The 26,084-nt window shown below is 50.0% G+C and carries 24 protein-coding genes and 1 other RNA gene; 21 read left to right on the plus strand and 4 right to left on the minus strand.

The window, feature by feature from the left end; all coding sequences use genetic code 11:
• Position 1: 1 nt before the first annotated feature.
• From glpX to DY231_RS03880, 14 genes are all read left to right on the plus strand, one after another.
• Positions 2-973, plus strand: a complete 972-nt coding sequence (glpX, locus tag DY231_RS03815) for a class II fructose-bisphosphatase (protein WP_115627342.1) — start codon at positions 2-4, stop codon at positions 971-973.
• A gap of 15 nt (positions 974-988) precedes the next feature.
• A complete protein-coding gene (locus DY231_RS03820) occupies positions 989-1,498 on the plus strand; it encodes an MltR family transcriptional regulator (RefSeq protein WP_064513662.1) in 510 nt (169 codons plus the stop codon).
• Positions 1,495-2,202 (plus strand): nucleoside/nucleotide kinase family protein, encoded by a 708-nt coding sequence (locus DY231_RS03825; protein ID WP_115627343.1) that lies wholly within the window; start codon positions 1,495-1,497, stop codon positions 2,200-2,202. The genes DY231_RS03820 and DY231_RS03825 overlap by 4 nt, the downstream gene beginning before the upstream one ends.
• Before the next feature lie 314 nt (positions 2,203-2,516).
• On the plus strand, positions 2,517-3,536 hold the full coding sequence (gene epd, locus DY231_RS03830; protein ID WP_115627344.1) for an erythrose-4-phosphate dehydrogenase: 1,020 nt from the start codon (positions 2,517-2,519) through the stop codon (positions 3,534-3,536).
• Between the two features lie 49 nt (positions 3,537-3,585).
• Complete coding sequence (gene pgk / locus DY231_RS03835; RefSeq protein WP_034498359.1) at positions 3,586-4,749, plus strand: phosphoglycerate kinase; 1,164 nt, start codon at positions 3,586-3,588, stop codon at positions 4,747-4,749.
• A gap of 102 nt (positions 4,750-4,851) precedes the next feature.
• Positions 4,852-5,931 (plus strand): class II fructose-bisphosphate aldolase, encoded by a 1,080-nt coding sequence (gene fbaA, locus DY231_RS03840; RefSeq protein ID WP_034498356.1) that lies wholly within the window; start codon positions 4,852-4,854, stop codon positions 5,929-5,931.
• Between the two features lie 465 nt (positions 5,932-6,396).
• Positions 6,397-7,335 carry a transcriptional regulator TdcA gene (tdcA, locus tag DY231_RS03845; protein WP_115627345.1) on the plus strand — a complete coding sequence of 313 codons (939 nt, stop codon included), beginning with the start codon at positions 6,397-6,399 and terminating at the stop codon, positions 7,333-7,335.
• A gap of 97 nt (positions 7,336-7,432) precedes the next feature.
• Positions 7,433-8,422, plus strand: a complete 990-nt coding sequence (tdcB, locus tag DY231_RS03850; protein ID WP_115627346.1) for a bifunctional threonine ammonia-lyase/L-serine ammonia-lyase TdcB — start codon at positions 7,433-7,435, stop codon at positions 8,420-8,422.
• A gap of 24 nt (positions 8,423-8,446) precedes the next feature.
• Positions 8,447-9,778: a threonine/serine transporter TdcC gene (gene tdcC, locus DY231_RS03855; protein WP_034498348.1), complete on the plus strand. Its 1,332-nt coding sequence runs from the start codon at positions 8,447-8,449 to the stop codon at positions 9,776-9,778.
• A gap of 41 nt (positions 9,779-9,819) precedes the next feature.
• The gene (tdcD, locus tag DY231_RS03860; RefSeq protein ID WP_115627347.1) at positions 9,820-11,028 is read left to right on the plus strand and encodes a propionate kinase; all 1,209 of its coding nucleotides are present in this window, start codon (positions 9,820-9,822) and stop codon (positions 11,026-11,028) included.
• 30 nt (positions 11,029-11,058) lie between these two features.
• Positions 11,059-13,353, plus strand: coding sequence for a formate C-acetyltransferase (gene pflB / locus DY231_RS03865; RefSeq protein WP_115627348.1), 2,295 nt, complete (start codon positions 11,059-11,061; stop codon positions 13,351-13,353).
• Between the two features lie 157 nt (positions 13,354-13,510).
• Positions 13,511-14,371: a small-conductance mechanosensitive channel MscS gene (mscS, locus tag DY231_RS03870; protein WP_115627349.1), complete on the plus strand. Its 861-nt coding sequence runs from the start codon at positions 13,511-13,513 to the stop codon at positions 14,369-14,371.
• 134 nt (positions 14,372-14,505) lie between these two features.
• On the plus strand, positions 14,506-15,144 hold the full coding sequence (gene argO, locus DY231_RS03875) for an arginine exporter ArgO (protein ID WP_115627350.1): 639 nt from the start codon (positions 14,506-14,508) through the stop codon (positions 15,142-15,144).
• A 104-nt stretch (positions 15,145-15,248) separates the two neighbouring features.
• Positions 15,249-15,983: an oxidative stress defense protein gene (locus DY231_RS03880; RefSeq protein WP_115627351.1), complete on the plus strand. Its 735-nt coding sequence runs from the start codon at positions 15,249-15,251 to the stop codon at positions 15,981-15,983.
• A 113-nt stretch (positions 15,984-16,096) separates the two neighbouring features.
• Here the strand turns inward: DY231_RS03880 and argP are convergent, their stop codons facing one another.
• Positions 16,097-16,996 carry a DNA-binding transcriptional regulator ArgP gene (argP, locus tag DY231_RS03885; RefSeq protein ID WP_064513636.1) on the minus strand — a complete coding sequence of 300 codons (900 nt, stop codon included), beginning with the start codon at positions 16,994-16,996 and terminating at the stop codon, positions 16,097-16,099.
• 165 nt (positions 16,997-17,161) lie between these two features.
• Here argP and rpiA point away from each other — a divergent pair, with 165 nt between their 5' ends.
• The 3 genes from rpiA (at position 17,162) to DY231_RS03900 (ending at position 20,069) form a co-directional block, all read left to right on the plus strand.
• A complete protein-coding gene (rpiA, locus tag DY231_RS03890; protein WP_115627352.1) occupies positions 17,162-17,821 on the plus strand; it encodes a ribose-5-phosphate isomerase RpiA in 660 nt (219 codons plus the stop codon).
• Between the two features lie 281 nt (positions 17,822-18,102).
• Complete coding sequence (gene serA, locus DY231_RS03895; RefSeq protein ID WP_034498327.1) at positions 18,103-19,341, plus strand: phosphoglycerate dehydrogenase; 1,239 nt, start codon at positions 18,103-18,105, stop codon at positions 19,339-19,341.
• A 116-nt stretch (positions 19,342-19,457) separates the two neighbouring features.
• On the plus strand, positions 19,458-20,069 hold the full coding sequence (locus DY231_RS03900) for a DUF2238 domain-containing protein (RefSeq protein WP_115627353.1): 612 nt from the start codon (positions 19,458-19,460) through the stop codon (positions 20,067-20,069).
• A 2-nt stretch (positions 20,070-20,071) separates the two neighbouring features.
• On the opposite strand, the gene DY231_RS03905 is transcribed toward DY231_RS03900, so the two are convergent.
• The 3 genes from DY231_RS03905 to zapA all read right to left on the minus strand — a co-directional run bounded on the left by DY231_RS03905 (position 20,072) and on the right by zapA (position 21,249).
• Complete coding sequence (locus DY231_RS03905) at positions 20,072-20,668, minus strand: 5-formyltetrahydrofolate cyclo-ligase (RefSeq protein ID WP_115627354.1); 597 nt, start codon at positions 20,666-20,668, stop codon at positions 20,072-20,074.
• Between the two features lie 26 nt (positions 20,669-20,694).
• A non-coding RNA gene (gene ssrS, locus DY231_RS03910) (6S RNA) lies at positions 20,695-20,878 on the minus strand.
• 41 nt (positions 20,879-20,919) lie between these two features.
• A complete protein-coding gene (gene zapA, locus DY231_RS03915) occupies positions 20,920-21,249 on the minus strand; it encodes a cell division protein ZapA (RefSeq protein WP_034498319.1) in 330 nt (109 codons plus the stop codon).
• 168 nt (positions 21,250-21,417) lie between these two features.
• Between zapA and DY231_RS03925 the strand changes: the two genes are divergently transcribed.
• The 4 genes from DY231_RS03925 to ubiI are packed head-to-tail and all read left to right on the plus strand — an operon-like array spanning position 21,418 to position 25,742.
• Positions 21,418-21,996: a YecA/YgfB family protein gene (locus DY231_RS03925; protein WP_147295625.1), complete on the plus strand. Its 579-nt coding sequence runs from the start codon at positions 21,418-21,420 to the stop codon at positions 21,994-21,996.
• A gap of 27 nt (positions 21,997-22,023) precedes the next feature.
• The gene (gene pepP / locus DY231_RS03930) at positions 22,024-23,340 is read left to right on the plus strand and encodes a Xaa-Pro aminopeptidase (RefSeq protein ID WP_115627356.1); all 1,317 of its coding nucleotides are present in this window, start codon (positions 22,024-22,026) and stop codon (positions 23,338-23,340) included.
• On the plus strand, positions 23,337-24,515 hold the full coding sequence (ubiH, locus tag DY231_RS03935) for a 2-octaprenyl-6-methoxyphenyl hydroxylase (RefSeq protein ID WP_115627357.1): 1,179 nt from the start codon (positions 23,337-23,339) through the stop codon (positions 24,513-24,515). Before pepP ends, ubiH begins: the two co-directional genes overlap by 4 nt.
• Before the next feature lie 24 nt (positions 24,516-24,539).
• Complete coding sequence (gene ubiI, locus DY231_RS03940) at positions 24,540-25,742, plus strand: FAD-dependent 2-octaprenylphenol hydroxylase (protein WP_115627358.1); 1,203 nt, start codon at positions 24,540-24,542, stop codon at positions 25,740-25,742.
• Positions 25,743-26,084: the final 342 nt, after the last annotated feature.

Raw genomic sequence — 26,084 nt, forward strand, 5'->3', positions numbered from 1 at the left:
CATGAAAACGTTGGCTTATCCTTTTTTCCGCACCACAGAACAGGCCGCGCTGGCTGCCTGGCCCCTGATTGGTTGCGGCGACAAGAATCGTATTGATGGTGTCGCGGTACAGGCCATGCGCGATGCCCTGAATCAAATCGAGATGCAGGGGAAAATCGTCATTGGTGAAGGGGAGATCGACCATGCGCCCATGCTGTATATCGGCGAAATGCTAGGCAACGGGCAGTCTCCAAAAATCGATATTGCGGTTGACCCTATCGAAGGCACACGCATGGTCGCAATGGGGCAAAACAACGCGCTAGCAGTGATGGCCTGCGCGCCCGAAGGTTCACTGCTTCATGCGCCGGATATGTATATGAAGAAGCTGGTCGTCGGCAAAAAGGCGAAAGGGGTGATCAACCTGGCGGCAACGCTTGAAGATAACCTGCGCAATATTGCCAAAGCCCTGGGTAAACCGCTCGAACGGCTGCGAATGGTTACGCTCGATAAGCCGCGCCATCAGGATGCGATAGCGGTAGCCACAAGTCTTGGGGTGAAAGTGATTGCTCTACCAGATGGCGATGTTGCCGCCAGCGTGATGACGTGTTTGATGGAAAACCAGTACGACGTGATGTACAGCATTGGCGGTGCGCCAGAAGGCGTGATTTCAGCCTGCGCGGTGAAAGCGCTGGGGGGCGAAATGCAGATTGAGCTATTAGATTTTTGCCAGGCGAAAGGGGAGTCTCATGCGAATCGCCAGATTGCGGATTCTGAACATCGCCGCTGCGCTGAAATGGGCGTCGAAGTGAACCGCATTTATAGCCTGAATGAAATCGTCCAAAGTGAGGAAGTTTTATTTTCCGCAACCGGTGTGACGGGAGGCGATATTCTGCAAGGTGTGCGTGAAGAAGGTGAGGTAGTACGCACACAAACGCTCTTGATTAATGGTATAGAGCGCACTTGTAATATTATAGACTCCCTACATCACCTTTAATGTACTGAGCTATTGATGACCACGTTGAACGAAGATGATGTGCTTGAGCGGCTGGAAGCGCAAAATTCACTGGCCTCGTTTATGAGTGTCGCTCACGATATTTTGCTTTCAGGAATCAGGCAATTTCTGCCTTCGTTATTTGTTGATAATGATGAAGAGATAGTCGAGTACGCCGTTAAGCCTTTACTTGCCAGAAGCGGGCCGCTTGATGATATCGACGTTGCGCTGCGCTTGATTTACGCCCTGGGGAAAATGGATAAATGGCTGTATGCCGATATTACCTGTTTTAGCCAGTTTTGTGATTTCGTGCAGCACAGCAAAGAAACCATACAGTTTCATGATGATGTTACTTACGATTTCATTGCGAACCTTAATTCAATTACCCAAAACGCAACGCTGTTTAATGCAATTAAAAGCATGAAGTATTCGGACTTCTCTATTTATTCCGAAGTGCGTTATGGGAATCTGGTGAAAACGGCGTTATCTCTGGCAGTGACTTCATTATTGAAGGAGCTAGTCTGGTGAATGTCACATTGATAATAAATGGATTAGAAACTCAAGCCCATTTTAACGACGAAGAAGTCGACGCATTGCATAAGCCGTTGCTTAAGCAATTAGCCGAGAAGCAAAAGCAGTTAAGCCGCCGACTGGTGGTGTTTTTAGCCGCCCCGCCGGGAACCGGAAAATCGACGCTGGTGGCATTTTGGGAATATTTGTCCGCACAAGAACCTGGATTGACTGCCATTCAGGCGTTGCCGATGGATGGATTCCACCACTACAACGATTATCTACAGGCATTCAATCTCAGGCAGCATAAAGGTGCGCCGCAGACCTTTAATGTGCAGAAACTGACGGATGCGTTGCGTGATTTGCATAAGCCCGAAAGCCATTGGCCGCAGTACGATCGTAATTTGCACGATCCGGTGGAAAACGCGATTGCGGTAACAGCGCCGATTGTGGTGGTCGAAGGAAACTGGTTGCTGCTCAATCAGCCAGAATGGCAAGCGCTACGCGAACATTGCGATTACTCAGTCTTCATTTCAGCTGCGCCTGACATGCTCTCAGAGCGCCTGATTGGCAGAAAAGTCCGTGGGGGTTTGACCCGGGAACAAGCCGAAGCCTTTTTCCAGGCGACTGACGGGCCGAATGTATTGCGTGTGCTGGAAAACAGCCAGCCCGCAGACATGCCGTTACGTATGGACGATCAGGGCGGCTATCATCGAAGCTGAAAGGGAACGGGTCTTTAAAACGGCCCGGCCTTTTTATCACGCTTGATTCTCCCTGGTTATTATTCGTCCTTTGCGCATTTGTCGTTGCAGTTATTCCATCAAAAATGTGACCTGCGTCAGAAGATCGGTTGCCTGTACTGGGGTAACGTTCCATTTATTCCGCTTATCGCTTAACATGGCTGAAGCGTTTCAGTCGAATGAATGTTCGACAATTGAGCAAACAATTGCAGTTTCGAGAGTGCGAGGATTCCCCTCAGGCGATAGCTGGATTACTCTGTCAGCCACTTAGTCTCAGGGATTCTGGCAGGAGAGATATGACCGTTCGCATAGCAATTAATGGCTTCGGTCGCATTGGGCGCAACGTGGTACGTGCATTGTACGAATCCGGGCGCCGTGCGGAAATTACCGTCGTGGCAATCAATGAACTGGCTGATGCTGCGGGTATGGCGCATCTGTTGAAATACGACACCAGCCATGGTCGCTTCGCCTGGGACGTGCGTCAGGAACGCAGCCAGTTATGGGTCGGTGATGACACCATCCGTATTTTGCACGAACCGGAAATCGAAAATTTACCGTGGCGTGAACTGGGTGTAGATGTGGTGCTGGATTGTACCGGTGTGTTTGGCTCCCGTGCAGACGGTGAAGCGCATCTGGCAGCCGGGGCCAAAAAAGTCCTCTTCTCCCATCCTGGCGGTAACGACCTCGACGCCACCGTCGTTTACGGTGTGAATCATGAAAGTGTGGTTGCTGAGCATCGCATTGTTTCCAATGCTTCCTGCACCACAAACTGCATTATTCCGATTATCAAATTGCTTGATGATGCCTGGGGTATTGAGTGGGGAACCGTCACCACGATTCATTCCGCCATGCATGATCAACAAGTTATCGACGCCTATCACCCGGACTTGCGCCGCACCCGTGCAGCCAGCCAGTCTATTATTCCTGTTGATACGCGTCTTGCTGCCGGTATCACACGTATTTTCCCGCAATTTGACGACTGTTTTGAAGCAATTGCGGTACGTGTTCCGACCATTAATGTCACGGCAATCGATTTAAGCGTGACGGTGAAAAATGCAGTTAATGCCAATGAAGTCAACAAGTTGCTGCAAAAAGCAGCACGGGATTCATTTCATGGTATAGTTGACTATACGGAATTACCGTTGGTCTCGACTGATTTTAACCACGATCCGCACAGTGCCATTGTTGACGGCACACAAACCCGGGTCAGTGGGCAACATCTGATTAAAACTCTAGTCTGGTGTGATAACGAATGGGGCTTTGCTAACCGAATGCTCGACACGACGTTAGTCATGGCCGCAAGTGGTTTCAGGTAAGGCGCATAAAGCGTCCGCAAAACTTTAAGAATCAACGAGAGGATTCACCATGTCTGTAATTAAGATGACCGATCTGGATCTGGCTGGAAAGCGTGTTCTGATCCGTGCAGATTTGAACGTACCAGTTAAAGAAGGGAAAGTGACATCTGACGCACGTATCCGTGCATCTTTGCCTACTATCGAACTGGCCCTGAAGCAAGGCGCTAAAGTGATGGTAACTTCTCACCTGGGTCGTCCGACTGAAGGCGAGTACAACGAAGAATTCTCTCTGCTGCCGGTTGTTAACTACCTGAAAGACAAATTGTCTGCTCCGGTTCGTCTGGCTAAAGATTACCTCGACGGCGTTGAAGTTGCTGCGGGTGAACTGGTTGTTCTGGAAAACGTTCGCTTCAACAAAGGCGAAAAGAAAGACGACGAAACCCTGTCTAAAAAATACGCTGCACTGTGTGACGTATTCGTAATGGACGCTTTCGGTACTGCGCACCGTGCACAGGCTTCTACTCACGGCGTTGGCAAATTTGCAGACATCGCTTGTGCAGGCCCACTGCTGGCTGAAGAGCTGAGCGCACTGGGTAAAGCACTGAAAGAACCAGCTCGCCCAATGGTTGCTATTGTTGGCGGTTCTAAAGTTTCTACCAAACTGACCGTTCTTGATTCCCTGTCTAAAATCGCTGACCAACTGATTGTTGGCGGTGGCATCGCGAACACCTTCGTTGCTGCTCAAGGCCACAACGTGGGTAAATCCCTGTACGAAGCAGACCTGGTTGACGAAGCTAAACGCCTGCTGACTATCTGTGATATCCCGGTTCCTGCTGACGTGCGCGTTGCGACTGAGTTCTCAGAGACTGCTACTGCAACTCTGAAATCTGTAAACGACGTTAAATCTGACGAGCAGATTCTGGATATCGGTGATGCTTCTGCAGCTCAACTGGCTGAAATCCTGAAGAATGCAAAAACCATTCTGTGGAACGGCCCGGTTGGCGTGTTCGAATTCCCTAACTTCCGCAAAGGGACTGAAATCGTTGCTAATGCAATCGCAGACAGCGAAGCATTCTCTATCGCAGGCGGCGGTGACACTCTGGCAGCAATCGACCTGTTCGGCATTGCTGACAAGATCTCCTACATCTCCACTGGTGGTGGCGCATTCCTCGAATTCGTGGAAGGCAAAGTTCTGCCAGCAGTAGCGATGCTCGAAGAGCGCGCTAAGAAGTAATGATTACGGGCAGGGTTTCCTGCCCGTTTGTTTTTTGCTGCCGCTCAGTCTTAGGTGGCACAAACGTTTTTTCTAACGGCCGACGATACAGGACAACCAAACATGTCTAAGATTTTTGATTTCGTAAAACCTGGTGTAATCACTGGTGATGACGTACAGAAAGTTTTCCAGGTAGCAAAAGAAAACAACTTTGCTCTGCCAGCAGTTAACTGCGTAGGCACCGACTCTATCAACGCCGTACTGGAAACTGCTGCGAAAGTTAAAGCACCAGTCATCGTTCAGTTCTCTAACGGTGGCGCTGCGTTCATCGCGGGTAAAGGCGTGAAAACTGACGTTCCTCAGGGTGCTGCAATCCTGGGCGCAATCTCTGGCGCACACCACGTTCACCAGATGGCTGAACATTACGGCGTGCCAGTTATCCTGCACACCGACCATTGCGCTAAGAAACTGCTGCCATGGATCGACGGCCTGTTGGACGCTGGCGAAAAACACTTCGCGGCAACGGGCAAACCACTGTTCTCTTCCCACATGATCGACCTGTCTGAAGAGTCTCTGGAAGAAAACATCGAGATCAGCTCTAAGTATCTGGCTCGTATGTCCAAAATGGGCATGACTCTGGAAATCGAACTGGGTTGCACCGGCGGCGAAGAAGATGGCGTAGATAACAGCCATATGGACGCATCTGCTCTGTACACTCAGCCAGAAGACGTTGATTACGCTTACACCGAACTGAGCAAAATCAGCCCACGTTTCACCATCGCGGCTTCCTTCGGTAACGTGCACGGTGTGTACAAACCAGGTAACGTGGTTCTGACCCCGACTATCCTGCGCGATTCTCAGGATTATGTTTCTAAGAAACACAACCTGCCGCACAACTCTCTGAACTTCGTATTCCACGGCGGTTCCGGTTCTACTGCTCAAGAAATCAAAGATTCCGTGAGCTACGGTGTTATCAAAATGAACATCGATACCGATACTCAGTGGGCAACTTGGGAAGGTATCCTGAGCTACTACAAAGCTAACGAAGCTTACCTGCAGGGCCAGTTGGGCAACCCTAAAGGCGAAGACCAGCCGAACAAGAAATACTACGATCCACGCGTATGGCTGCGTTCTGCACAGACTTCTATGATTACCCGTCTGGAGCAGGCTTTCAAAGAACTGAACGCAGTAGACGTTCTGTAATTTGAAGCAGTGAATGCTTGAATCAAGCCCGCCTCGTGCGGGCTTTTTTGTACCCTTAATAAATTTTTATCTGCAATCCAGGCTTAAAAAGCCAGCATATTGCTTTTAAATAAACTGATGGCATAAATGATATTTTCTGATACGAGTATTTTCTGAACGCTATTTATTTCGGCAATTTTATAAGATTATTTTAGTTTTATTATAAGTACCTATAAAAGTGGGAGTTATTTGTACAGATATGATTTTATTATCACCATAACTTTATTTTATTACTCCTGCTAAGGTTGACCTCTGTCATGTAAAATGCAAATGACCAATGCTTAACATTATGATTTGAAAGGATTAAATTTGTTTGCTTGATTTGCATACGATTAGCGGTCTGGTAATTGTGAGTCACTGCACACTACAACTGATGCATAATTCGATATGATCTGCTGCATGGGACGTTAATAGGCGCAGATTTAAATGGATAATAATACCTTACCAAAAACACAACACCTGCTTGTCTTTCAGGAAGTGGTGAGAAGTGGATCATTTGGTTCTGCGGCGAAACAACTGAGCCTGACCCAGCCTGCTGTCAGTAAAATTATAAGCGACATGGAATCGTATTTTGGTTTAGAGCTTATTATCAGAAAAAATACCGGCGTTAAATTAACTGAAGCAGGCAAAGTATTGCTGACTCACGCTGAATCCATCACACGTGAATTGCGCAATATGTGTAGTGAAATGAATCGCATGGTGGGTAACAGCGTGGTGGATGTGTCATTTGGCTACCCATCGCTTATCGGCTTTACTTTTTTACCCGGCATGATGAAAGAGTTTAAAGAGCTTTTCCCACAGGCTCAGGTTTCGATGTTCGAAGCCCAACTTTCTTCTTTCTTGCCTGCAATCCGTGATGGCCGCCTGGACTTTGCTATTGGCACATTGAGCGACGAAATGTTGCTACAAGATTTGCACATTGAGCCACTGTTCGAGTCAGAGTTTGTACTGGTTGCCAACCGAACACGGGTAGTTAAAGGGACGACCACACTCAGCGCATTAAGTCATGAGCAATGGGTTTTACCACAAACGGAAATGGGATATTACAGCGAACTGCTGACGACACTGCAAAAGAACAATATTAAAAGTGAAAATATCGTAAAAACGGACTCAGTAGTAACCATTTATAATCTGGTGCTCAATGCAGGTTTTCTGACAGTTATTCCGCGCGATATGATTTCCCCATTTGGCTCTAACCAATTTATTAAAGTCCCAGTTGAGGATAAATTACCTGTCGCGCGATATGCTGCCGTTTGGTCTAAGAATTATCGAATTAATAGATCTGCTGCCACATTAGTTGAGCTAGCCAAAAAACATTCATTACGAATTAAATTTCAATCTGACAAATTAACTGAAGTTGCTTAACTTAAATAAGTAACCAATAAAATATTACTCATTCAAAGTGGTGGCTTAATAAAAGTCACCCCATAAATCATTCTTGCTTTTAAATGTTGAGGTCAACATGCATATCGACTATGAACTTCCTGTTACTATTATTGATGTTCTTGAAGCGAAAAAAAGACTCGCAGGATATATCTATAAAACTGGAATGCCTCGTTCAAATTATCTCAGCGAATGTTGTAAAGGTGAGATATTTCTAAAATTTGAAAATATGCAGCGCACGGGGTCATTTAAAATTCGTGGTGCATTTAATAAACTCAGTTCTTTAACTGAAGAAGAAAAAAGAAAAGGTGTGGTTGCTTGTTCTGCGGGCAACCACGCTCAGGGCGTTTCACTCTCCTGCGCCATTCTTGGCATTGATGGCAAAGTCGTCATGCCTAATGGCGCACCAAAGTCCAAAGTCGCGGCGACCTCTGACTACTCTGCACAAGTCGTGATGCACGGCGATAATTTCAACGACACCATCGCTAAAGTGAGTGAAATTGTTGAGATGGAAGGGCGCATCTTTATTCCACCCTATGACGATGAAAAAGTGATTGCCGGCCAAGGGACTATCGGCCTGGAAATCCTTGAAGATTTATACGATGTCGATAACGTCATTGTGCCAATTGGCGGCGGCGGATTAATTGCGGGTATTGCACTGGCGATTAAATCTATAAACCCGACTATTAATATTATCGGCGTGCAGGCAGAGAACGTACATGGTATGGCTGCCTCGTTTTATAAAGGCGAATTAATGGCCCATCGTACGACCGGGACGTTAGCCGATGGTTGCGATGTTTCTCGCCCTGGCAGAATAACCTATGAAATTGTGAAGAAGCTCGTTACTGATATTGTATTAGTCAGTGAGGATGAAATTCGCAACAGTATGGTAGCCCTTATTCAACGTAATAAAGTTGTCACTGAAGGCGCAGGTGCATTAGCGACTGCTGCATTATTAAGCGGTAAATTAGATCATTATATTAAAGGGCGTAAAACAGTTAGTATTATCTCCGGCGGTAATATTGACCTGTCTCGCGTCTCACAAATTACAGGCTCCGCAGATATTTGATAGAATCTCTCGAGGAACTTTATTATGAGCAATACTGATGCAACCCTGGTTGGCCAAAAAGCGGAATCGCAATGGCGCAAATCTGACACCACCTGGACTCTTGGTTTATTTGGAACGGCTATCGGTGCGGGAGTTTTATTCTTCCCCATCCGTGCAGGTTATGGCGGCTTAATTCCGATATTGATTATGCTGTTCCTGGCATTTCCGATTGCGTTTTACTGCCACCGTGCGCTGGCGCGTCTGTGTCTTTCCGGCAGCAATCCTTCTGGAAACATTACAGAAACGGTTGAAGAACATTTTGGTAAAACGGGCGGCGTGGTCATCACCTTCCTGTACTTTTTCGCAATCTGCCCGCTGCTGTGGATTTATGGTGTCACGATAACCAATACCTTCATGACATTCTGGGAAAACCAGCTCCAGCTTATGCCGTTAAACCGCGGAATTGTGGCGCTGTTCCTGTTGCTGTTGATGGCTTTTGTTATCTATTTTGGCAAAGACCTGATGGTCAAAGTCATGAGCTATCTGGTGTTCCCGTTCATTGCCTGCCTGGTGCTGATTTCAGTCTCGCTGATCCCTTACTGGAACTCTGCGGTTATCGATCAGGTGAGCCTCAGCGACATTTCGTTCACTGGCAGTGATGGCATTCTGGTCACGGTATGGCTGGGTATTTCCATCATGGTGTTCTCCTTTAACTTCTCGCCGATTGTCTCCTCGTTTGTGGTTTCCAAACGCGAAGAGTACGAGCAGGACTTTGGCAAGCAGTACACTGAAGACAAATGTTCAAAAATCATTTCTCGCGCCAGCATGTTGATGGTTGCGGTGGTGATGTTCTTCGCCTTTAGCTGCCTGTTCACGCTTTCCCCACAGAACATGGCTGAAGCTAAAGCACAGAATATTCCAGTGCTCTCGTATCTGGCGAACCACTTCTCCTCGATGTCTGGCACCAAATCGACGTTTGCCACCACACTGGAATATGGCGCATCGATTATTGCCCTGGTCGCAATCTTCAAATCCTTCTTCGGCCACTATCTTGGCACCCTTGAAGGGCTAAACGGTCTGGTTCTGAAGTTCGGCTACAAAGGGGATAAAACCAAAGTTTCTGGCGGAAAACTCAACCTTATCAGCATGGTCTTCATTATGGGATCAACCTGGGTTGTGGCTTACGCTAACCCGAACATCCTCGATTTAATTGAAGCGATGGGTGCTCCGATTATTGCTTCCTTACTTTGTCTGCTGCCGATGTATGCCATTCGTAAAACTCCGGCTCTGGCGAAATATAAAGGTAAAACTGAGAATATTTTTGTCACAGTCATTGGTTTGCTGACCATTCTTAATATTGTCTACAAACTTATCTAATAACTTTGGGTAGATTGACTCAGGATGAGTGGGATTTAAACATGAATGATTACCCGGTAGTGTTGACGATTAACTGTGGTTCTTCTTCGGTAAAGTTTTCAGTATTAGATGCAGAAACATGTGATGTGCTGTTGTCCGGAATTTGTGAAGGTATTAATACAGATAAAGCATTTATAACGGTCAATGATGGGGAGCCAGTTATTCTGGCTCGCCAGAATTATGAAGAAGCACTCGCCGCAATATCTCATGAGCTTGAAATGCGCGATTTAATTGATAGCGTTGCATTTGTAGGCCATCGGATTGCTCACGGCGGATCGTTATTTAGCGAGTCGGTATTAATTACCGATGAGGTTATCGAACAGATTCGCCAGGTTTCACCGTTGGCACCCCTGCATAATTACGCCAATTTGCACGGAGTGGAATCTGCGCGAACCCGCTTCCCGGACGTCCCACAGGTCGCGGTATTCGATACCAGCTTTCACCAGACCCTGAAACCAGAGGCCTATTTATACGGTCTACCGTATCGCTATTTTGAAGAGTACGGGGTGCGCCGTTACGGATTCCACGGCACGTCGCATCGCTACGTTTCTCAGCAAGCGGGTGAGTTACCCGGCCTGAACTCAGTAGATTCGGGGTTGGTGATTGCTCACTTAGGAAATGGCGCATCGGTCTGCGCGGTCCAGAATGGTGAAAGTGTTGATACCTCGATGGGCATGACGCCGCTTGAAGGGCTGATTATGGGTACGCGCTGTGGTGATGTCGATTTCGGTGCCATGTCCTGGCTCGCCCGCCAGACTGAGCTGTCGATGGATGACCTGGAACAAGTCGCTAATAAAGAGTCCGGGCTATTAGGCCTTTCGGGTTTGTCTTCAGATTTACGGACTCTGGAAAAAGCCTGGCATGAAGGTGATATGCGTGCGCAATTAGCTATCAGAACGTTTGTTCATCGCATTGCCCGAACGATTGGCGCGCACGCTGCTGCATTAAATCGTCTGGACGGGATTATTTTTACCGGTGGTATTGGCGAGAACTCAATACTTATTCGCCGTCTGGTTGCCGAGCGTTTGCGTGTATTTGGTGTTGAGCTGGATATTGATAAAAATAACCAGCCTAACCGAATAGGGCAGAGAATAATTTCCAGTGAGAGTTCATCAATAATTTGTGCCGTTATTCCCACTAACGAAGAGAAAATGATTGCGCTTGATGCTTTGCAATTAGGAAAGCAATGTCATCTTGCGGAATATGCCTGAATTAATAATGTGGTTTAAAGGAATGATGTAATGAAAGTAGATGTTGATATTACCAACGATAATTATTCCCATGCCTGGCAAGAATTTTCAGGCGATGAATGGAAAACCAACATTAATGTTCGGGATTTTATCCAACAAAACTACACCCCGTATGAAGGTGATGAATCATTTTTAGCGGGAGCAACCACGGCGACGACGGCGCTGTGGGAAAAGGTCATGGATGGCATTCGTATCGAAAACGCCACACATGCGCCGGTAGATTTCGACACCAACATTGCGACGACCATTACTGCACATGCGCCGGGATATATTCTCAAAGACCACGAAAAGATTGTCGGCTTGCAAACGGATAAACCGCTGAAACGTGCGCTGCACCCTTATGGCGGTATCAACATGATCAAAAGCTCTTTTGAAGCTTATGGTCGTGAAATGGACCCGGATTTTGAATACCAGTTTACGTCTTTGCGTAAAACCCATAATCAGGGCGTGTTTGACGTTTATTCACCGGATATTCTGCGCTGCCGTAAATCGGGCGTGTTGACCGGTTTGCCGGACGGTTACGGGCGTGGACGCATTATCGGCGACTATCGCCGTGTCGCGCTGTACGGCATCGCCTATCTGGTGCGGGAACGTGAATTGCAGTTTGCCGATTTACAAGGTGCACTGGAGCGCGGTGAAAATCTCGAATCGGTCATTCGTCTGCGTGAAGAGTTGTCTGAGCATCGCCGGGCTCTGCTGCAAATTCAGGAGATGGCAGCAAAATACGGGTTCGATATTTCTCGCCCGGCTCGCAATGCGCAAGAAGCGTTGCAGTGGCTCTATTTTGCCTATCTGGCGGCGGTGAAATCGCAAAATGGTGGGGCGATGTCACTGGGCCGCACCACCTCGTTTATCGATATTTATATCGAGCGCGACCTCAAAGCCGGCGTGTTGACGGAGCTTCAGGCGCAAGAGTTGGTCGATCATTTCATTATGAAGATTCGCATGGTGCGTTTCCTGCGTACGCCGGAGTTTGATTCGCTGTTCTCAGGCGATCCTATCTGGGCGACGGAAGTTATCGGCGGTATGGGTTTAGACGGGCGCACGTTAGTCACCAAAAACGCCTATCGCTACCTGAACACGCTGTACACCATGGGGCCAGCGCCAGAGCCGAATCTGACCATTCTCTGGTCGGAAGCGTTGCCGAAACCTTTCAAAGTTTATGCAGCAAAAGTGTCCATCGAAACGTCATCGTTGCAGTATGAAAATGATGACCTGATGCGCTGTGATTTTGACAGCGATGACTACGCGATCGCCTGCTGCGTCAGTCCGATGGTCATCGGCAAACAGATGCAGTTCTTTGGCGCGCGAGCCAACCTCGCAAAAACGCTGCTGTATTGCATCAATGGCGGGATGGACGAAAAGCTCAAAATCCAGGTCGGGCCGAAAATGCCGATGCTGCTCGATGACGTGCTGGATTATGAAAAGGTGATGAGCAGCCTCGACCACTTTATGGATTGGCTGGCGGCGCAGTACGTTACGGCGCTCAATCTCATCCATTATATGCACGATAAATACAGCTACGAAGCCTCGCTGATGGCGCTGCACGACCGGGACGTTTATCGCACGATGGCGTGTGGGATTGCCGGGTTGTCGGTGGCGGTGGACTCACTTTCCGCGATCAAGTACGCCACGGTGAAACCGGTGCGCGACCAAAACGGGCTGGCGGTAGATTTCGTGATTGAAGGTGAGTATCCGCAATACGGCAATAATGACGATCGTGTTGATGCGATTGCCTGCGATCTTGTTGAACGCTTTATGAAGAAGATCCAGGCGCTGCCAACTTATCGCAACGCGGTACCGACCCAGTCGATCCTGACGATCACCTCAAACGTGGTTTACGGACAAAAAACCGGTAACACGCCGGATGGCCGCCGCGCGGGGATGCCATTTGCACCGGGTGCTAACCCGATGCACGGAAGGGATCGTAAAGGCGCTGTTGCTTCATTAACCTCGGTTGCCAAACTGCCGTTCAGCTATGCGAAAGACGGGATTTCATACACCTTCTCAATCGTTCCTGCGGCGCTCGGCCGAGATGATGCGATACGACAGTTAAATCTGGTGGGCTTGCTGGATGGTTATTTCCATCACGATGTGAAAACTGAAGGCGGGCAGCATTTGAACGTGAACGTGATGAATCGTGAAATGTTACTGGATGCGGTTGAACATCCAGAAAAATATCCGACGCTCACCATTCGCGTTTCGGGCTATGCGGTGCGCTTTAATGCTCTGACGCGTGAGCAGCAACAGGATGTGATATCTCGCACCTTTACTCACTCGATCTGATGAATCTGTAGGTTTGCCATTCCCCCTAAACCCGCCTCGGCGGGTTTTTTTCGCCCAAATTTGTGACTAACTTGGCACATTCGCTTGTTTTGTTTACCCTTTAAAGTTCTGTTGTGCCTTCGGGGTGCAGAATTTCAGTAATGACAAGGAACCGTGAATGGAAGATCTCAACGTAGTAGACAGTATCAATAATGCTGGGGGCTGGTTGGTGCGCAACCAGGCGTTACTGCTGAGCTATGCGGTCAACATTGTGGCGGCGATTGCGATTATTATCGTCGGGATGATCGTGGCTCGTATCGTGTCCAACGCCATTAACCGTGTGATGGTCGCTCGAAATATTGATGCCACCGTCGCTGATTTTCTCTCCGCACTGGTGCGTTATGGCATCATCGCCTTTACGTTAATTGCCGCTCTGGGGCGCGTGGGGGTACAGACTGCGTCCGTTATCGCTGTACTCGGTGCCGCAGGTTTGGCCATTGGTCTCGCGTTGCAAGGTTCGCTCTCAAACCTCGCCGCAGGCGTGTTGCTGGTGACTTTCCGCCCATTCCGCGCGGGTGAATACGTTGACCTTGGCGGTATCGCGGGTTCCGTACTTAACGTGCAGATTTTCTCCACCACATTGCGCACGCTGGATGGCAAAATCGTCGTGGTGCCAAACGGTAAAATTATCGCCGGTAATATCATTAATTTTTCCCGTGAACCGGTGCGCCGTAATGAGTTTATTATTGGCGTGGCATATGACTCCGACATCGACAAAGTTAAGCAAATCCTGACCGACATCATCACCAGCGATGAACGCGTTTTGAAAGACCGCGATATTACTGTGCGGCTCAATGAACTGGGGCCTTCCGCGATTAACTTTGTGGTGCGCGCCTGGAGCAACAGTAGCGATCTGCAAAACGTTTATTGGGATGTGCTGGAACGCATTAAACGCGAGTTTGATGCGCAGGGGATCAGCTTCCCGTATCCACAAATGGACGTGAACTTCAAACGTGTGAAAGAACCCGCACAAGAATGATTGTTCGAGGCCAGCTTCGGCTGGCCTTCTTTTTATTAGTAATTCTTATAAACCATTAAAATTATCCATTTCCGCTAATAATTTTTCCCTATTACACTCTTCCTCAGTCGCTAAATACTGAAGAGTGAATCATCGTGTTATCTTATTTCTTTCAAGGCCTTACATTGGGTGCAGCGTTAATCCTGCCACTCGGTCCGCAAAATGCTTTTGTGATGAACCAGGGCATTCGCCGCCAATACCATCTGATGATTGCTTCTCTTTGCGCGATTAGCGATTTGATACTGATCTGCGGAGGTATTTTTGGTGGCAGCGCGCTTCTGATGCAGTCGCCATGGTTGCTGGCGATTGTGACCTGGGGCGGCGTGGCGTTTTTGCTGTGGTACGGCTGGGGCGCGCTGCGTACCGCAATGAGCAGCAGCGTTGAATTGGCCTCCGCTGAAGTGATGAAGCAAGGGCGCTGGAAAATTGTCGCCACCGTGCTGGCGGTGACCTGGCTTAATCCGCATGTGTATCTGGATACGTTTGTAGTGCTGGGGAGTCTCGGTGGGCAACTCGCCGACGAACCAAAGCGTTGGTTTGCGTTAGGGACGGTGAGCGCCTCTATTCTGTGGTTTTACGGCCTGGCATTGCTGGCGGCATGGCTTGCACCGCGCCTGCGCACCGCGAAAGCCCAGCGTATTATCAATGGCGTCGTGGGCCTGGTGATGTGGGTTATCGCGTTGCAACTTGCGTCAGATGGGGTTCGCCATATCGGTTCACTCATGGCTAATTAGCCTTAATCCGATAGACAAGTTACCATTCCAGGCTAAGCTTGCTGCCAGACGTCCGTGTATTTTACGGGCGTAATGACAGTGGAATGTAGCATGGAGGAATTACAGTGAAGTTTAAAACCCTGGCATTAGCCGCTTTAGTGGGATTAGGTTCGGTTCCGGCATTGGCCGATGAGTTACCCAACGGTCCGCATGTCGTGACATCCGGCACCGCAAGCGTGGATGCGGTTCCTGACATTGCCACACTCGCTATCGAAGTGAATGTGTCAGCCAAAGATGCGGCATCAGCAAAAAAACAGGCTGACGACCGTGTGGCACAATATCTGACATTCCTGCAGCAAAGCGGTGTCGAGAAGAAAGACATCAATGCCGCTAACCTGCGCACTCAACCAGAATATGAATACCTGAAAGACGGCAAAACGCAGCTGAAAGGCTACCGTGCCGTGCGTCAGGTTGATGTCACCCTGCGCAAGCTCGACAAAATGAACGAGCTGCTTGATGAAGCATTGAAAGCGGGGCTTAACGAAATTCGCTCTGTTTCCCTGGGTGTTGCAAACCCGGAGCAATATAAAGATAAAGCGCGTAAAGCAGCCATCGACGATGCCGCCCGCCAGGCGAAACTGTTAGCTGAAGGCTTTAACAGCAAGCTGGGACCTGTTTATAGCGTGCGTTACCACGTTTCTAATTACCAGCCAGCGCCAATGGTGCGGATGATGAAAGCAGACGCCGCAGCGCCAGTATCGGCCCAGGATACCTACGATCAGCAAACTATTCAGTTTGATGACCAGGTTGATGTGGTGTTTGAGCTGGAACGCGCTAAGACTGAACAGCCTGCACAATAAAATGGTGGATGGCGCTTGCGCTTATCCACTCTACAAAGCTGTAAATTGTAGGTTGGATAAGCGTTAGCGTCATCCAACAAAACAAAAAGGCCGCTAAATTTAGCGGCCTTTTTCTATTCAGCATCCTGGCGTAAAACTTTATGCCCATATTCCAGCAGCGCATCGGTGACATTGCGCATCATGCGGCTTTCCGGCGCAAAGCGGTGCCAGTACAACATGCGGCGTTGCATCAGGCCGGGTGTCAGGTCAATCAGCTCACCGCTGTTAATCTCTCTTTCAATTTGCAAATGCGGGATCATGCAGCACGTTGTGCCCTGGCGCGCCAGTTGCACGAAGGCTTCTGAAGAGTTAACGATATGGCACGGCACGCTGCCCGGTGACAAATCAAAATTCTGCTGTAAAAACGCCTGGTGCATATCGTCGAGATGGTCAAACGCGACAGCCGGGGCTTTCAACAGCGCTGAACGCGTGACGCCATTCGGGAAATAGCGAGCGGCAAAATCTTTCGACCCGACAAACAGATAATCGAGCGCACCGAGCCTGTCGACCAGGCAGCTTGGCAGCGGCTGTGGTTGAATGGACACCGCACCGACCACTTCACCGCGGCGCAGGCGTTCTTGCGTGCGGGTTTCATCTTCAACCTGAAGATTCAGGCGGATAGGGGAGTCGGCAAGCACAGGCGCAAGTGCTGGCAGCAACCAGGTTGCCAGACTGTCGGCGTTCACCGCAAGCGACAGCAACAGAGGCGTGGAGCCGGTTTGTTCATCCCCCAGCCACTCTTCTTCCAGCAGTTCAACCTGGCGTAATAATGCCAGTAACTTTTGCCCTTGTTCGGTTGGGCGCGGTGGAACTGTGCGCACTAACAATGGCTGGCCGAACATATTTTCCAGTTGCTTGATACGCTGTGAAACCGCTGATTGAGTAATGCAGAGCTTTTGTGCTGCTCGCTCAAATCCTCGTTCACGAATCACTGCATCCAGCGCCTGTAGCGTTCTGTAGTCCGGGCGTTTCATTGTTGTTAGCTAACTCCTGTTTTTGTTATTTCAGCACTATGACATAAATTTGCAGTCGATCCAGACCAAATCGACAAAGATCGGATGAGTTCTGCCATTCCCTGGGACAACCTCGCGGCGCTTGCACTATAATGCGCGTCAGTTTTCACAGCACAGGCAAAAACCATGACGCAGGATGAACTGAAAAAAGCAGTCGGCTGGGCAGCATTACAATACGTGCAACCAGGCACTATCGTTGGCGTGGGTACTGGCTCCACTGCCGCGCATTTTATTGATGCTCTCGGGACTATCAAACATCAAATTGATGGTGCCGTTTCTAGCTCCGACGCTTCTACCGCCAAACTGAAAAGCCTTGGCATCACTGTTTACGATCTCAACGAAGTCGACTCTCTGGGTATTTATGTTGATGGCGCCGATGAGATCAACGGCCAGATGCAAATGATCAAAGGCGGAGGTGCCGCGTTAACCCGCGAAAAAATCATCGCTTCCGTGGCGGAAAAGTTTATCTGTATCGCCGATGCGTCCAAACAAGTGGGTATTTTGGGTAACTTCCCGCTGCCGGTTGAAGTGATTCCTATGGCGCGTAGCTGTGTGGCGCGTGAGCTGGTCAAACTCGGTGGCCGCCCGGAATATCGCCAGGGTGTAGTGACTGATAACGGCAACCTGATTCTGGATGTTCACGGTCTGAGTATCGTTGACCCTATCGCGCTGGAAAATGCCATCAACGGCTTGCCAGGCGTGGTGACTGTGGGTCTGTTTGCCAACCGCGGTGCGGACGTCGCGCTGATTGGTACGGCTGATGGCGTGAAAACCATAGTGAAATGATCTGACCGGGGCGCTTCTTGCGCCCTGATTACTGAATAAAAAATGACAAAATAATCTAACGGCAAATTTGGTGACATATGTCACATTCTGAACAACTCCCTGTGATTCATTCCTGGTTCTTTCTTTAGCTCAGCATTTTCTGCTGCCCACTGTGGCTTATTCCTTTCTTGCACTGACGACTGCGCAATCGTTTATATTGCCCCGCCCGTATTTTTTGATATTTTGGCAGAAGGGTGTCTTATCACACAGCACAACATCAGTTCTAAAAATAGGGTCGGGAAATGGCAAAAGTATCACTGGATAAAGACAAGATTAAATTCCTGCTGGTGGAAGGTGTACACCAGAAAGCCGTGGATAACCTCCGCGCGGCAGGCTATACCAATATCGAATACCATAAAGGTGCGCTGGACAGCGATGCCCTGAAAGAGTCGATCCGTGATGCGCATTTCATTGGTCTGCGTTCCCGCACTAACTTAACTGAAGAGATTTTGGCTGCGGCTGAGAAACTGGTTGCTGTAGGTTGTTTCTGCATTGGTACTAACCAGGTCGATCTGGATGCTGCGGCCAAACGCGGTGTGCCGGTGTTTAATGCGCCGTTCTCTAACACGCGTTCCGTTGCTGAGTTGGTTATCGGCCAACTGTTATTACTGATTCGTGGCGTGCCTGAAGCTAACGCGAAAGCACACCGTGGCGTGTGGAATAAGCTGGCGGTCGGTTCTTATGAAGCACGCGGCAAAAAACTTGGCATTATCGGATATGGCCATATCGGGACTCAGTTAGGGATTCTGGCTGAAGCGCTGGGCATGAATGTCTTCTTCTACGATATCGAAAACAAGCTCCCGCTGGGTAACGCGACTCAGGTACAGCATCTGTCTGATTTGCTGAACATGAGCGACGTGGTCAGCCTGCATGTTCCTGAAAATGCCTCAACTAAAAATATGATTGGTGTCAACGAACTGGCGCTGATGAAACCGGGTGCGCTGCTGATCAACGATGCGCGTGGCACGGTCGTGGATATTCCGGCATTGTGCGATGCGCTGGCGCGTAAACATCTGGCAGGCGCGGCAATCGACGTGTTCCCAACCGAGCCTGCAACCAACAGCGATCCATTCACTTCCCCGCTGTGTGAGTTTGATAACGTGATCCTGACGCCGCACATCGGCGGTTCAACTCAGGAAGCGCAGGAAAATATCGGCCTGGAAGTGGCTGGCAAACTGGCGAAATATTCCGACAACGGTTCTACCCTGTCAGCAGTGAATTTCCCTGAGGTTTCCCTGCCTTTACACGGTGGTAGCACCAGCCGTTTGCTGCACATTCACGAAAACCGCCCAGGTATTTTGACCGCGCTGAACCAGATTTTTGCCGAGCAAGGTATCAACATCGCCGCTCAGTATCTGCAAACTACGCCGCATATGGGTTACGTGGTGATTGATGTGGATGCAGAAGAAGATGTGGCTGAAGCTGCGTTGAAATCTATGAAGGCGATTCCAGGCACTATCCGCGCTCGTCTGCTGTACTAATTCCAAATTTGAGGAGTCCAACAGGACTCCTCTTTTAGTCTGAAACTCCACGCCCTCAGTTGTATTTTTCTTATACTCCACCGATAGTGACGTTTTTAGCGAGACGGCGAAGCATTATGACGAGTACGTTATTAAAATCCGGCGCATTTTTACTTCTGTTGATTCTTATCTACACGGGTATCAGCACCGCAGACCGCGTTACCTGGCTGATGGAAGTCACACCAGTCATCATTATTGCCCCTGTACTTTTAGCGACTTATTCGCGCTACCCGCTGACACCGCTGCTCTATTTTTTGATTTTCCTGCACGCCATCATTCTGATGGTGGGTGGCTTGTATACCTACGCCAAAGTACCGATTGGATTTGAGGTTCAGGAATGGCTGAATTTGAGCCGTAATCCATACGACAAACTCGGCCACTTTTTCCAGGGATTAGTTCCGGCACTGGCTGCGCGCGAAATCCTGATTCGTGGCGGCTATGTTCGCGGGCGCAAAATGGTCGCATTTCTGGTGTGCTGTGTCGCCCTGGCCATCAGCGCACTGTATGAACTCATTGAATGGGCCGCCGCGCTGGCATTAGGGCAGGGTGCGGATGAATTCTTAGGGACGCAGGGGGATGTTTGGGATACGCAATCAGATATGTTCTGCGCGCTTCTCGGTGCGCTGACTACCGTTTTGGTTCTGCAATATTGGCATACAAAGCAGCTGCTTAAACTGCGTGTGGCGTGATGCTACCACTGCCAGATTCGCGAAGGCGTGACCACGGCGGGCAAGGGAATATCCCATTCTTCGGCGGGTAACGCCGGAACGTGCTGGCAATCATGTGCCAGCCCAACCGGCCACAAACCGTGCTGCTGCCAGTTTTGCAACGTGCGGTCATAGAAACCACCACCCATTCCCAACCGTTGCCCTTGCTCATCAAACGCTACTAATGGCGCTACCAGCACATCCAGTTTATCCAGCGGCAATACATCACGCACATCAAGCTTAGGCTCAAGGATTTTCAAACGATTCATGATCAGATGACTATTTTCGGCGTAGCGCAGAAACAGCAAATTACCCTGACTGAATGGATGAAGGACCGGCAGGTAAACGGTTTTTCCCGCTTGCCATAACGCGCGAATAAGCGGCGTGGTATCCAGCTCGCCATCAAACGACAAAAACATCGCAACCGTTGAAGCATTCACAACAGGTTCGTACGCGAGCATGCGTTCGGCAGCAAGTTCTGCAAAAAAATGTTGTTCAGAGGGCGTGAGTTGACGCCGACGTTGGCGAATTTGTTGTCGGATTTCCTGGCGAAGCGATGGGATTAGCTGAATTTTTGTCATGGTGATGACTGGTTTGGTAGGAAGAGGGAATCTCCGAGATGCCGCCGCAGGCTGTAACCCTTGAACCCTTGGTTCAAGGTGAATGCAGCGTCAGAATCATCAGGCTTCTCGGACGGACCGAGCATGCTCACAGACTCTGGAGCACCACACTCTTGTGGTATGAAATATCGGCTCAGGGGACTGGCCCGCTTGCAAACATCTCAGAGAAATTTGGTCTTCAAAGTTACTCTACCATAGGTAACTGGGAAGTGTTATTCAAAATTTGGACCCTGTCTTTCAGTTATGCGACCTTGCTCAAGCAACGCTTGTTCGATGGTCTGCTGTAACATCCGAATACGTTCTTCCATGTTGGAAGCGTAGTCGCGGGTTTTCGATTTTTCCTGAGCCAGCTCGTAGCAAATATTCAGTGCTGCGATAAAAACTAACTGCTCAGTATTTGTGACTCTAGTGCGAACTTTTAAATCTTGCAACCGCTGATCAAGCTCTTGAGCCGCAAGATTCAGTGCATCCTGTTGTTCAGGCGGACAATTCACGCGCAATGAACGACCGAAAATTTGGATATCGACTGGTTGTGCAGACATGCCACCTTCCTGCTGTTAACTCGCCTGCCTCTCGCTAACCTATGCCAGGCTACGAAAGGGGCGTCACTATAGCTATCCCGAAATGAAGATACAAGCCCTTTTCTGGTGCCTTGGGGTCCCTGGTGGTAGCATAACATGAACTATCCCTGCCAACGATGGCGAATGCGCATGTCTATACAGAACACTATGCCTGACTACGACTTAGTCGGCCAACTATTGAATCAGCAAGGCGTAGGCCTCACGGCCTCGGAAATGCACGGCTTAATCAGCGGAATGCTGTGCGGCGGCAACAAAGACACCACCTGGCAACCGCTGTTACATGATTTGACTAACGAAGGCTTAGCCTTTGGTCAAAACCTTGCCGACACCCTGCGTCAGATGCACGGCGCCACCAGCGATTCGCTGGAAGATGACGGCTTTATGTTCCAGCTTTATCTGCCTGAAGGCGATGAAGCGACGGTATTTCATCGTGCCGATGCGCTGGCGGGTTGGGTAAACCACTTCCTGCTGGGCCTCGGTGTGACGCAACCGAAGCTTGATAAAGTCACTGGCGAAACCGGTGAAGCAATCGACGATTTGCGTAACATCGCGCAACTGGGCTACGACGAAGACGAAGATCAAGAAGAGTTGGAAATGTCTCTCGAAGAGATAATCGAGTACGTGCGCGTTGCTGCACTACTGTGCCACGACAACTTTACTCGCCCGGCTCCAACGGCACCAGAAGTGCAGAAACCAACACTACACTAATAACAAAGTTAAGCTTCAGGAGGTGTGATGAATCAGCACGAATTTCTCCGGCGCCGTCAGGCGTTGTTAGCCAAAATGGCACCGGCGAGCGCCGCGCTCATCTTTGCCGCTCCCGAGGTAACACGCAGTGCAGACAGCGAATACCCGTATCGCCAGAACAGCGATTTCTGTTATTTCACTGGTTTCAACGAACCTGAAGCCGTGCTGGTGCTGATTAAAAGCGATGAAACCCACAACCACAGCGTGCTGTTTAACCGTTTACGCGATAAGACGGCAGAAATCTGGTTCGGTCGCCGTCTTGGGCAGGAAGCCGCACCAGAAAAACTGGGCGTTGACCGTGCGCTGGCGTTCTCCGAAATTGGCGAACAATTACATCAATTGCTGAACGGTCTGGATGTGGTTTACCACGCACAAGGCGAATACGCTTATGCCGATAGCATTGTTTTTTCGGCACTTGATAAACTCCGCCGCGGTTCTCGCCAGAACCTCACCGCTCCGGCCACGCTGACGGACTGGCGCCCGTGGGTTCACGAGCAGCGCCTGTTCAAATCAGAAGAAGAAATCATCGCGCTGCGTCGCGCCGGGGAAATCACCGCGCTGGCGCATACCCGTGCGATGGAAAAATGCCGTCCGGGCATGTTTGAATATCAGCTTGAAGGCGAAATCCTTCACGAATTTAACCGTCACGGCGCGCGCTTCCCGGCTTACAACACGATTGTCGGCAGCGGCGAAAACGCCTGCATTTTGCATTACACCGAAAACGAGAGCCAAATGCGCGATGGCGATTTGGTGCTGATCGACGCCGGTTGCGAATACAAAGGGTACGCAGGCGATATCACCCGTACCTTCCCGGTCAACGGCAAATTTAGTGCGCCGCAGCGTGAAATTTACGACATCGTGCTCGAATCTCTCGAAACCGCGCTTCAGCTTTATCGCCCAGGAACTTCCATGCAGGAAGTCACCGCGCAAGTCGTACGCATCATGGTGACTGGCCTTGTGAAGCTCGGTATTCTCAACGGTGAAATCGATAAACTGATTGCTGAGAACGCCCATCGCCCCTTCTTTATGCATGGTTTGAGCCATTGGCTGGGGCTGGATGTGCATGATGTTGGCGTTTATGGGCAGGATCGTTCACGGGTGCTTGAGCCGGGGATGGTGATAACCGTTGAACCGGGTCTGTATATTGCGCCTGATGCCGATGTGCCTGCGCAATACCGTGGAATCGGCATTCGTATCGAAGACGATATTCTGATCACCGCCGGCGGTAACGAAAATCTGACGGCAAGTGTGGTGAAATCGGCGGACGCTATCGAAGCATTAATGGCGGCGGCGCGTCAGTCATGAGTGTAATTATTGTCGGTGGCGGTATGGCTGGCGCGACTCTCGCGCTGGCGATTTCGCATTTGACCCACGGAAAACTGCCGGTTCATTTGATTGAAGCGGCAGCGCCAGAATCGGCGGCGCATCCTGGTTTTGATGCCCGCGCTATCGCGATTGCTCAGGGAGCCTGCCAGCAATTAACGCGCATTGGCGTGTGGCCAGCCATAAAAGACTGCGCGACCCCGATTACCACGGTTCATGTCAGCGATCGCGGTCATGCGGGTTTTGTCACTCTCGAAGCGCAGGATTATCAAATCCCGGCATTAGGGCAAGTCGTCGAACTGCATGATATCGGTTTGCGTTTATTCGCGCTGTTACGCAAAGCACCGGGTGTGACGGTGCATTATCCGCAGCGCGTAGCCTCGTTTACCCGTGAAACCGATAACGTCAGCGTTACGCTTGATAGTGGCGAGCTGATCGAAGGCAAATTGCTGGTGGCTGCTGATGGTTCACGCTCGCCACTGGCTGCGCAATGTGGCATGACCTGGCAGCAGCAGGATTACCAGCAAGTCGCGGTAATCGCCAACATCACTACATCGCAACCGCATAACGGGCGTGCGTTTGAGCGTTTCACCGAGCATGGCCCGCTGGCGATGTTACCGATGTCGAATGGGCGCTGTTCGCTGGTTTGGTGCCAGCCGCGAGACGCTCAGGCTGAAATCGCGCAGTGGAGTGACGAGAAATTCTGCAATGAGCTGCAACGGGCCTTTGGCTGGCGGCTTGGGCGAATCACTCACGCTGGCGCGCGTTCGCAATACCCCCTCGCGTTGACCACCGCTTCGCAGCCGGTTTCGCACCGCGTTGCGCTGGTGGGCAATGCCGCGCAAACTCTGCATCCGATTGCCGGGCAGGGCTTTAACCTCGGCCTGCGCGATGTGATGTCACTGGCTGAAGATTTAGCGGCAGCACACGAAGCCTCTCAGGACCCAGGCAGTTATGCGGTGCTGGCCCAGTATCAGCAGCGACGTCAGGAAGATAAAAATGCCACCATTGGCGTGACCGATGGTTTAGTTCAGTTGTTTGCCAATCGTTGGGCACCGCTTGTTGTGGGGCGCAATCTTGGTTTGATGGCAATGGAACATTTAACTCCGGCACGTGATTTGCTGGCACAGCGAACTCTCGGTTGGGTTGCGCGTTAAAACAGGTTTTTAAGGAGAGTCAATTTGCAAAGCGTTGATGTGGCGATTGTTGGTGGTGGCATGGTCGGACTGGCAGTGGCCTGTGGTTTGCAAGGGAGTGGCTTACGTGTCGCGGTGCTTGAGAACCATCTCCCGCAGCCGCTGGCCTCGGATTCTGCGCCAGCTTTGCGTGTCTCAGCCATCAATGCCGCCAGTGAAAAACTGCTGACTCATCTTGGTGCGTGGCCGAAAATTATCGCCCAACGTGCCAGTTGCTATCACGGCATGGAAGTGTGGGATCAAGACAGCTTCGGGCATATCGCTTTTGATGATAAATCCTTTGGATTTAGTCACCTGGGCCACATTATTGAAAATGCGGTCATTCACCATGCTTTATGGCAGCAGGCTGAACAGTGCAGCGACATCACATTGATGGCTCCTGCCGAATTGCAACAAGTCGCATGGGGCGAAAACGAAGCGTTTATCACCCTTAAAGATGGCGCAATGCTCACTGCCCGCCTGGTGATTGGCGCGGATGGTGCAAACTCCTGGGTGCGTAAACAGGCTGATATCCCGCTGACATTTTGGGATTATCGCCACCACGCTCTGGTTGCCACCATTCGTACGACTGAACCTCATCAGGCAGTGGCCCGCCAGGTGTTTCATGGCGAGGGTATTCTGGCATTTCTGCCGTTAAGCGACCCGCATTTATGCTCCATTGTCTGGTCGTTGCCACCGCTGGAAGCCGAACGTTTGCAGCAGGTGAGTCGTGAAGAATTTAACCAGGCGCTCAGTGTGGCCTTCGATATGCGCCTGGGTTTGTGCAATGTTGAAAGCGAGCGTCAGGTGTTCCCGTTGACGGGGCGTTATGCGCGTAATTTTGCCGCTCACCGTCTGGCGCTGGTGGGCGATGCTGCACATACGATTCATCCGCTGGCCGGGCAGGGCGTGAACCTGGGCTTTATGGACGCCGCTGAGTTGATTGATGAAGTGCGCCGTTTGCACAGTCAGGGCAAAGACATCGGGCAGTATTTGTATCTGCGCCGCTACGAACGTAGCCGCAAACACAGTGCCGCAATGATGCTCGCCAGCATGCAGGGTTTCCGGGACTTGTTTGCCGGGACTCATCCGGCGAAGAAACTGCTACGCGATATTGGTCTGAAACTGGCTGATACGTTGCCGGGTGTGAAACCGCAATTGGTTCGCCAGGCGATGGGCCTACACGATCTTCCAGATTGGTTAAGATAACTGTGTCACATTTCCCTTTCTTTTATTAGAAAGGGAAACGCCTCCTCTCATTTGAAAAATTCTAATCTCACCTCATATTTCGGATTACTTTTTCTTATCCCACGTTTTTAGCGATGTAGTGAATTTGTTTCTGAAATGGTGGTAAATGTTAGCTAACGCTAAATTCTGACTAAAACACTTCCTGTTTATGCGCGGTGTCTCGCATTTTTCCAGATGAATGCTCTGCATCATGTGCCTCTCATTTTGGTCATAAGCTAATGCAATGACCGTTTGTACCTTATGGTTTACTCCCTCATTCAATGGTAAGTTCAGGCAAAAGGTAACGTTTGCGTCGCTATCGGG

The organism is Buttiauxella agrestis (assembly GCF_900446255.1).
Lineage (GTDB): Bacteria > Pseudomonadota > Gammaproteobacteria > Enterobacterales > Enterobacteriaceae > Buttiauxella > Buttiauxella agrestis.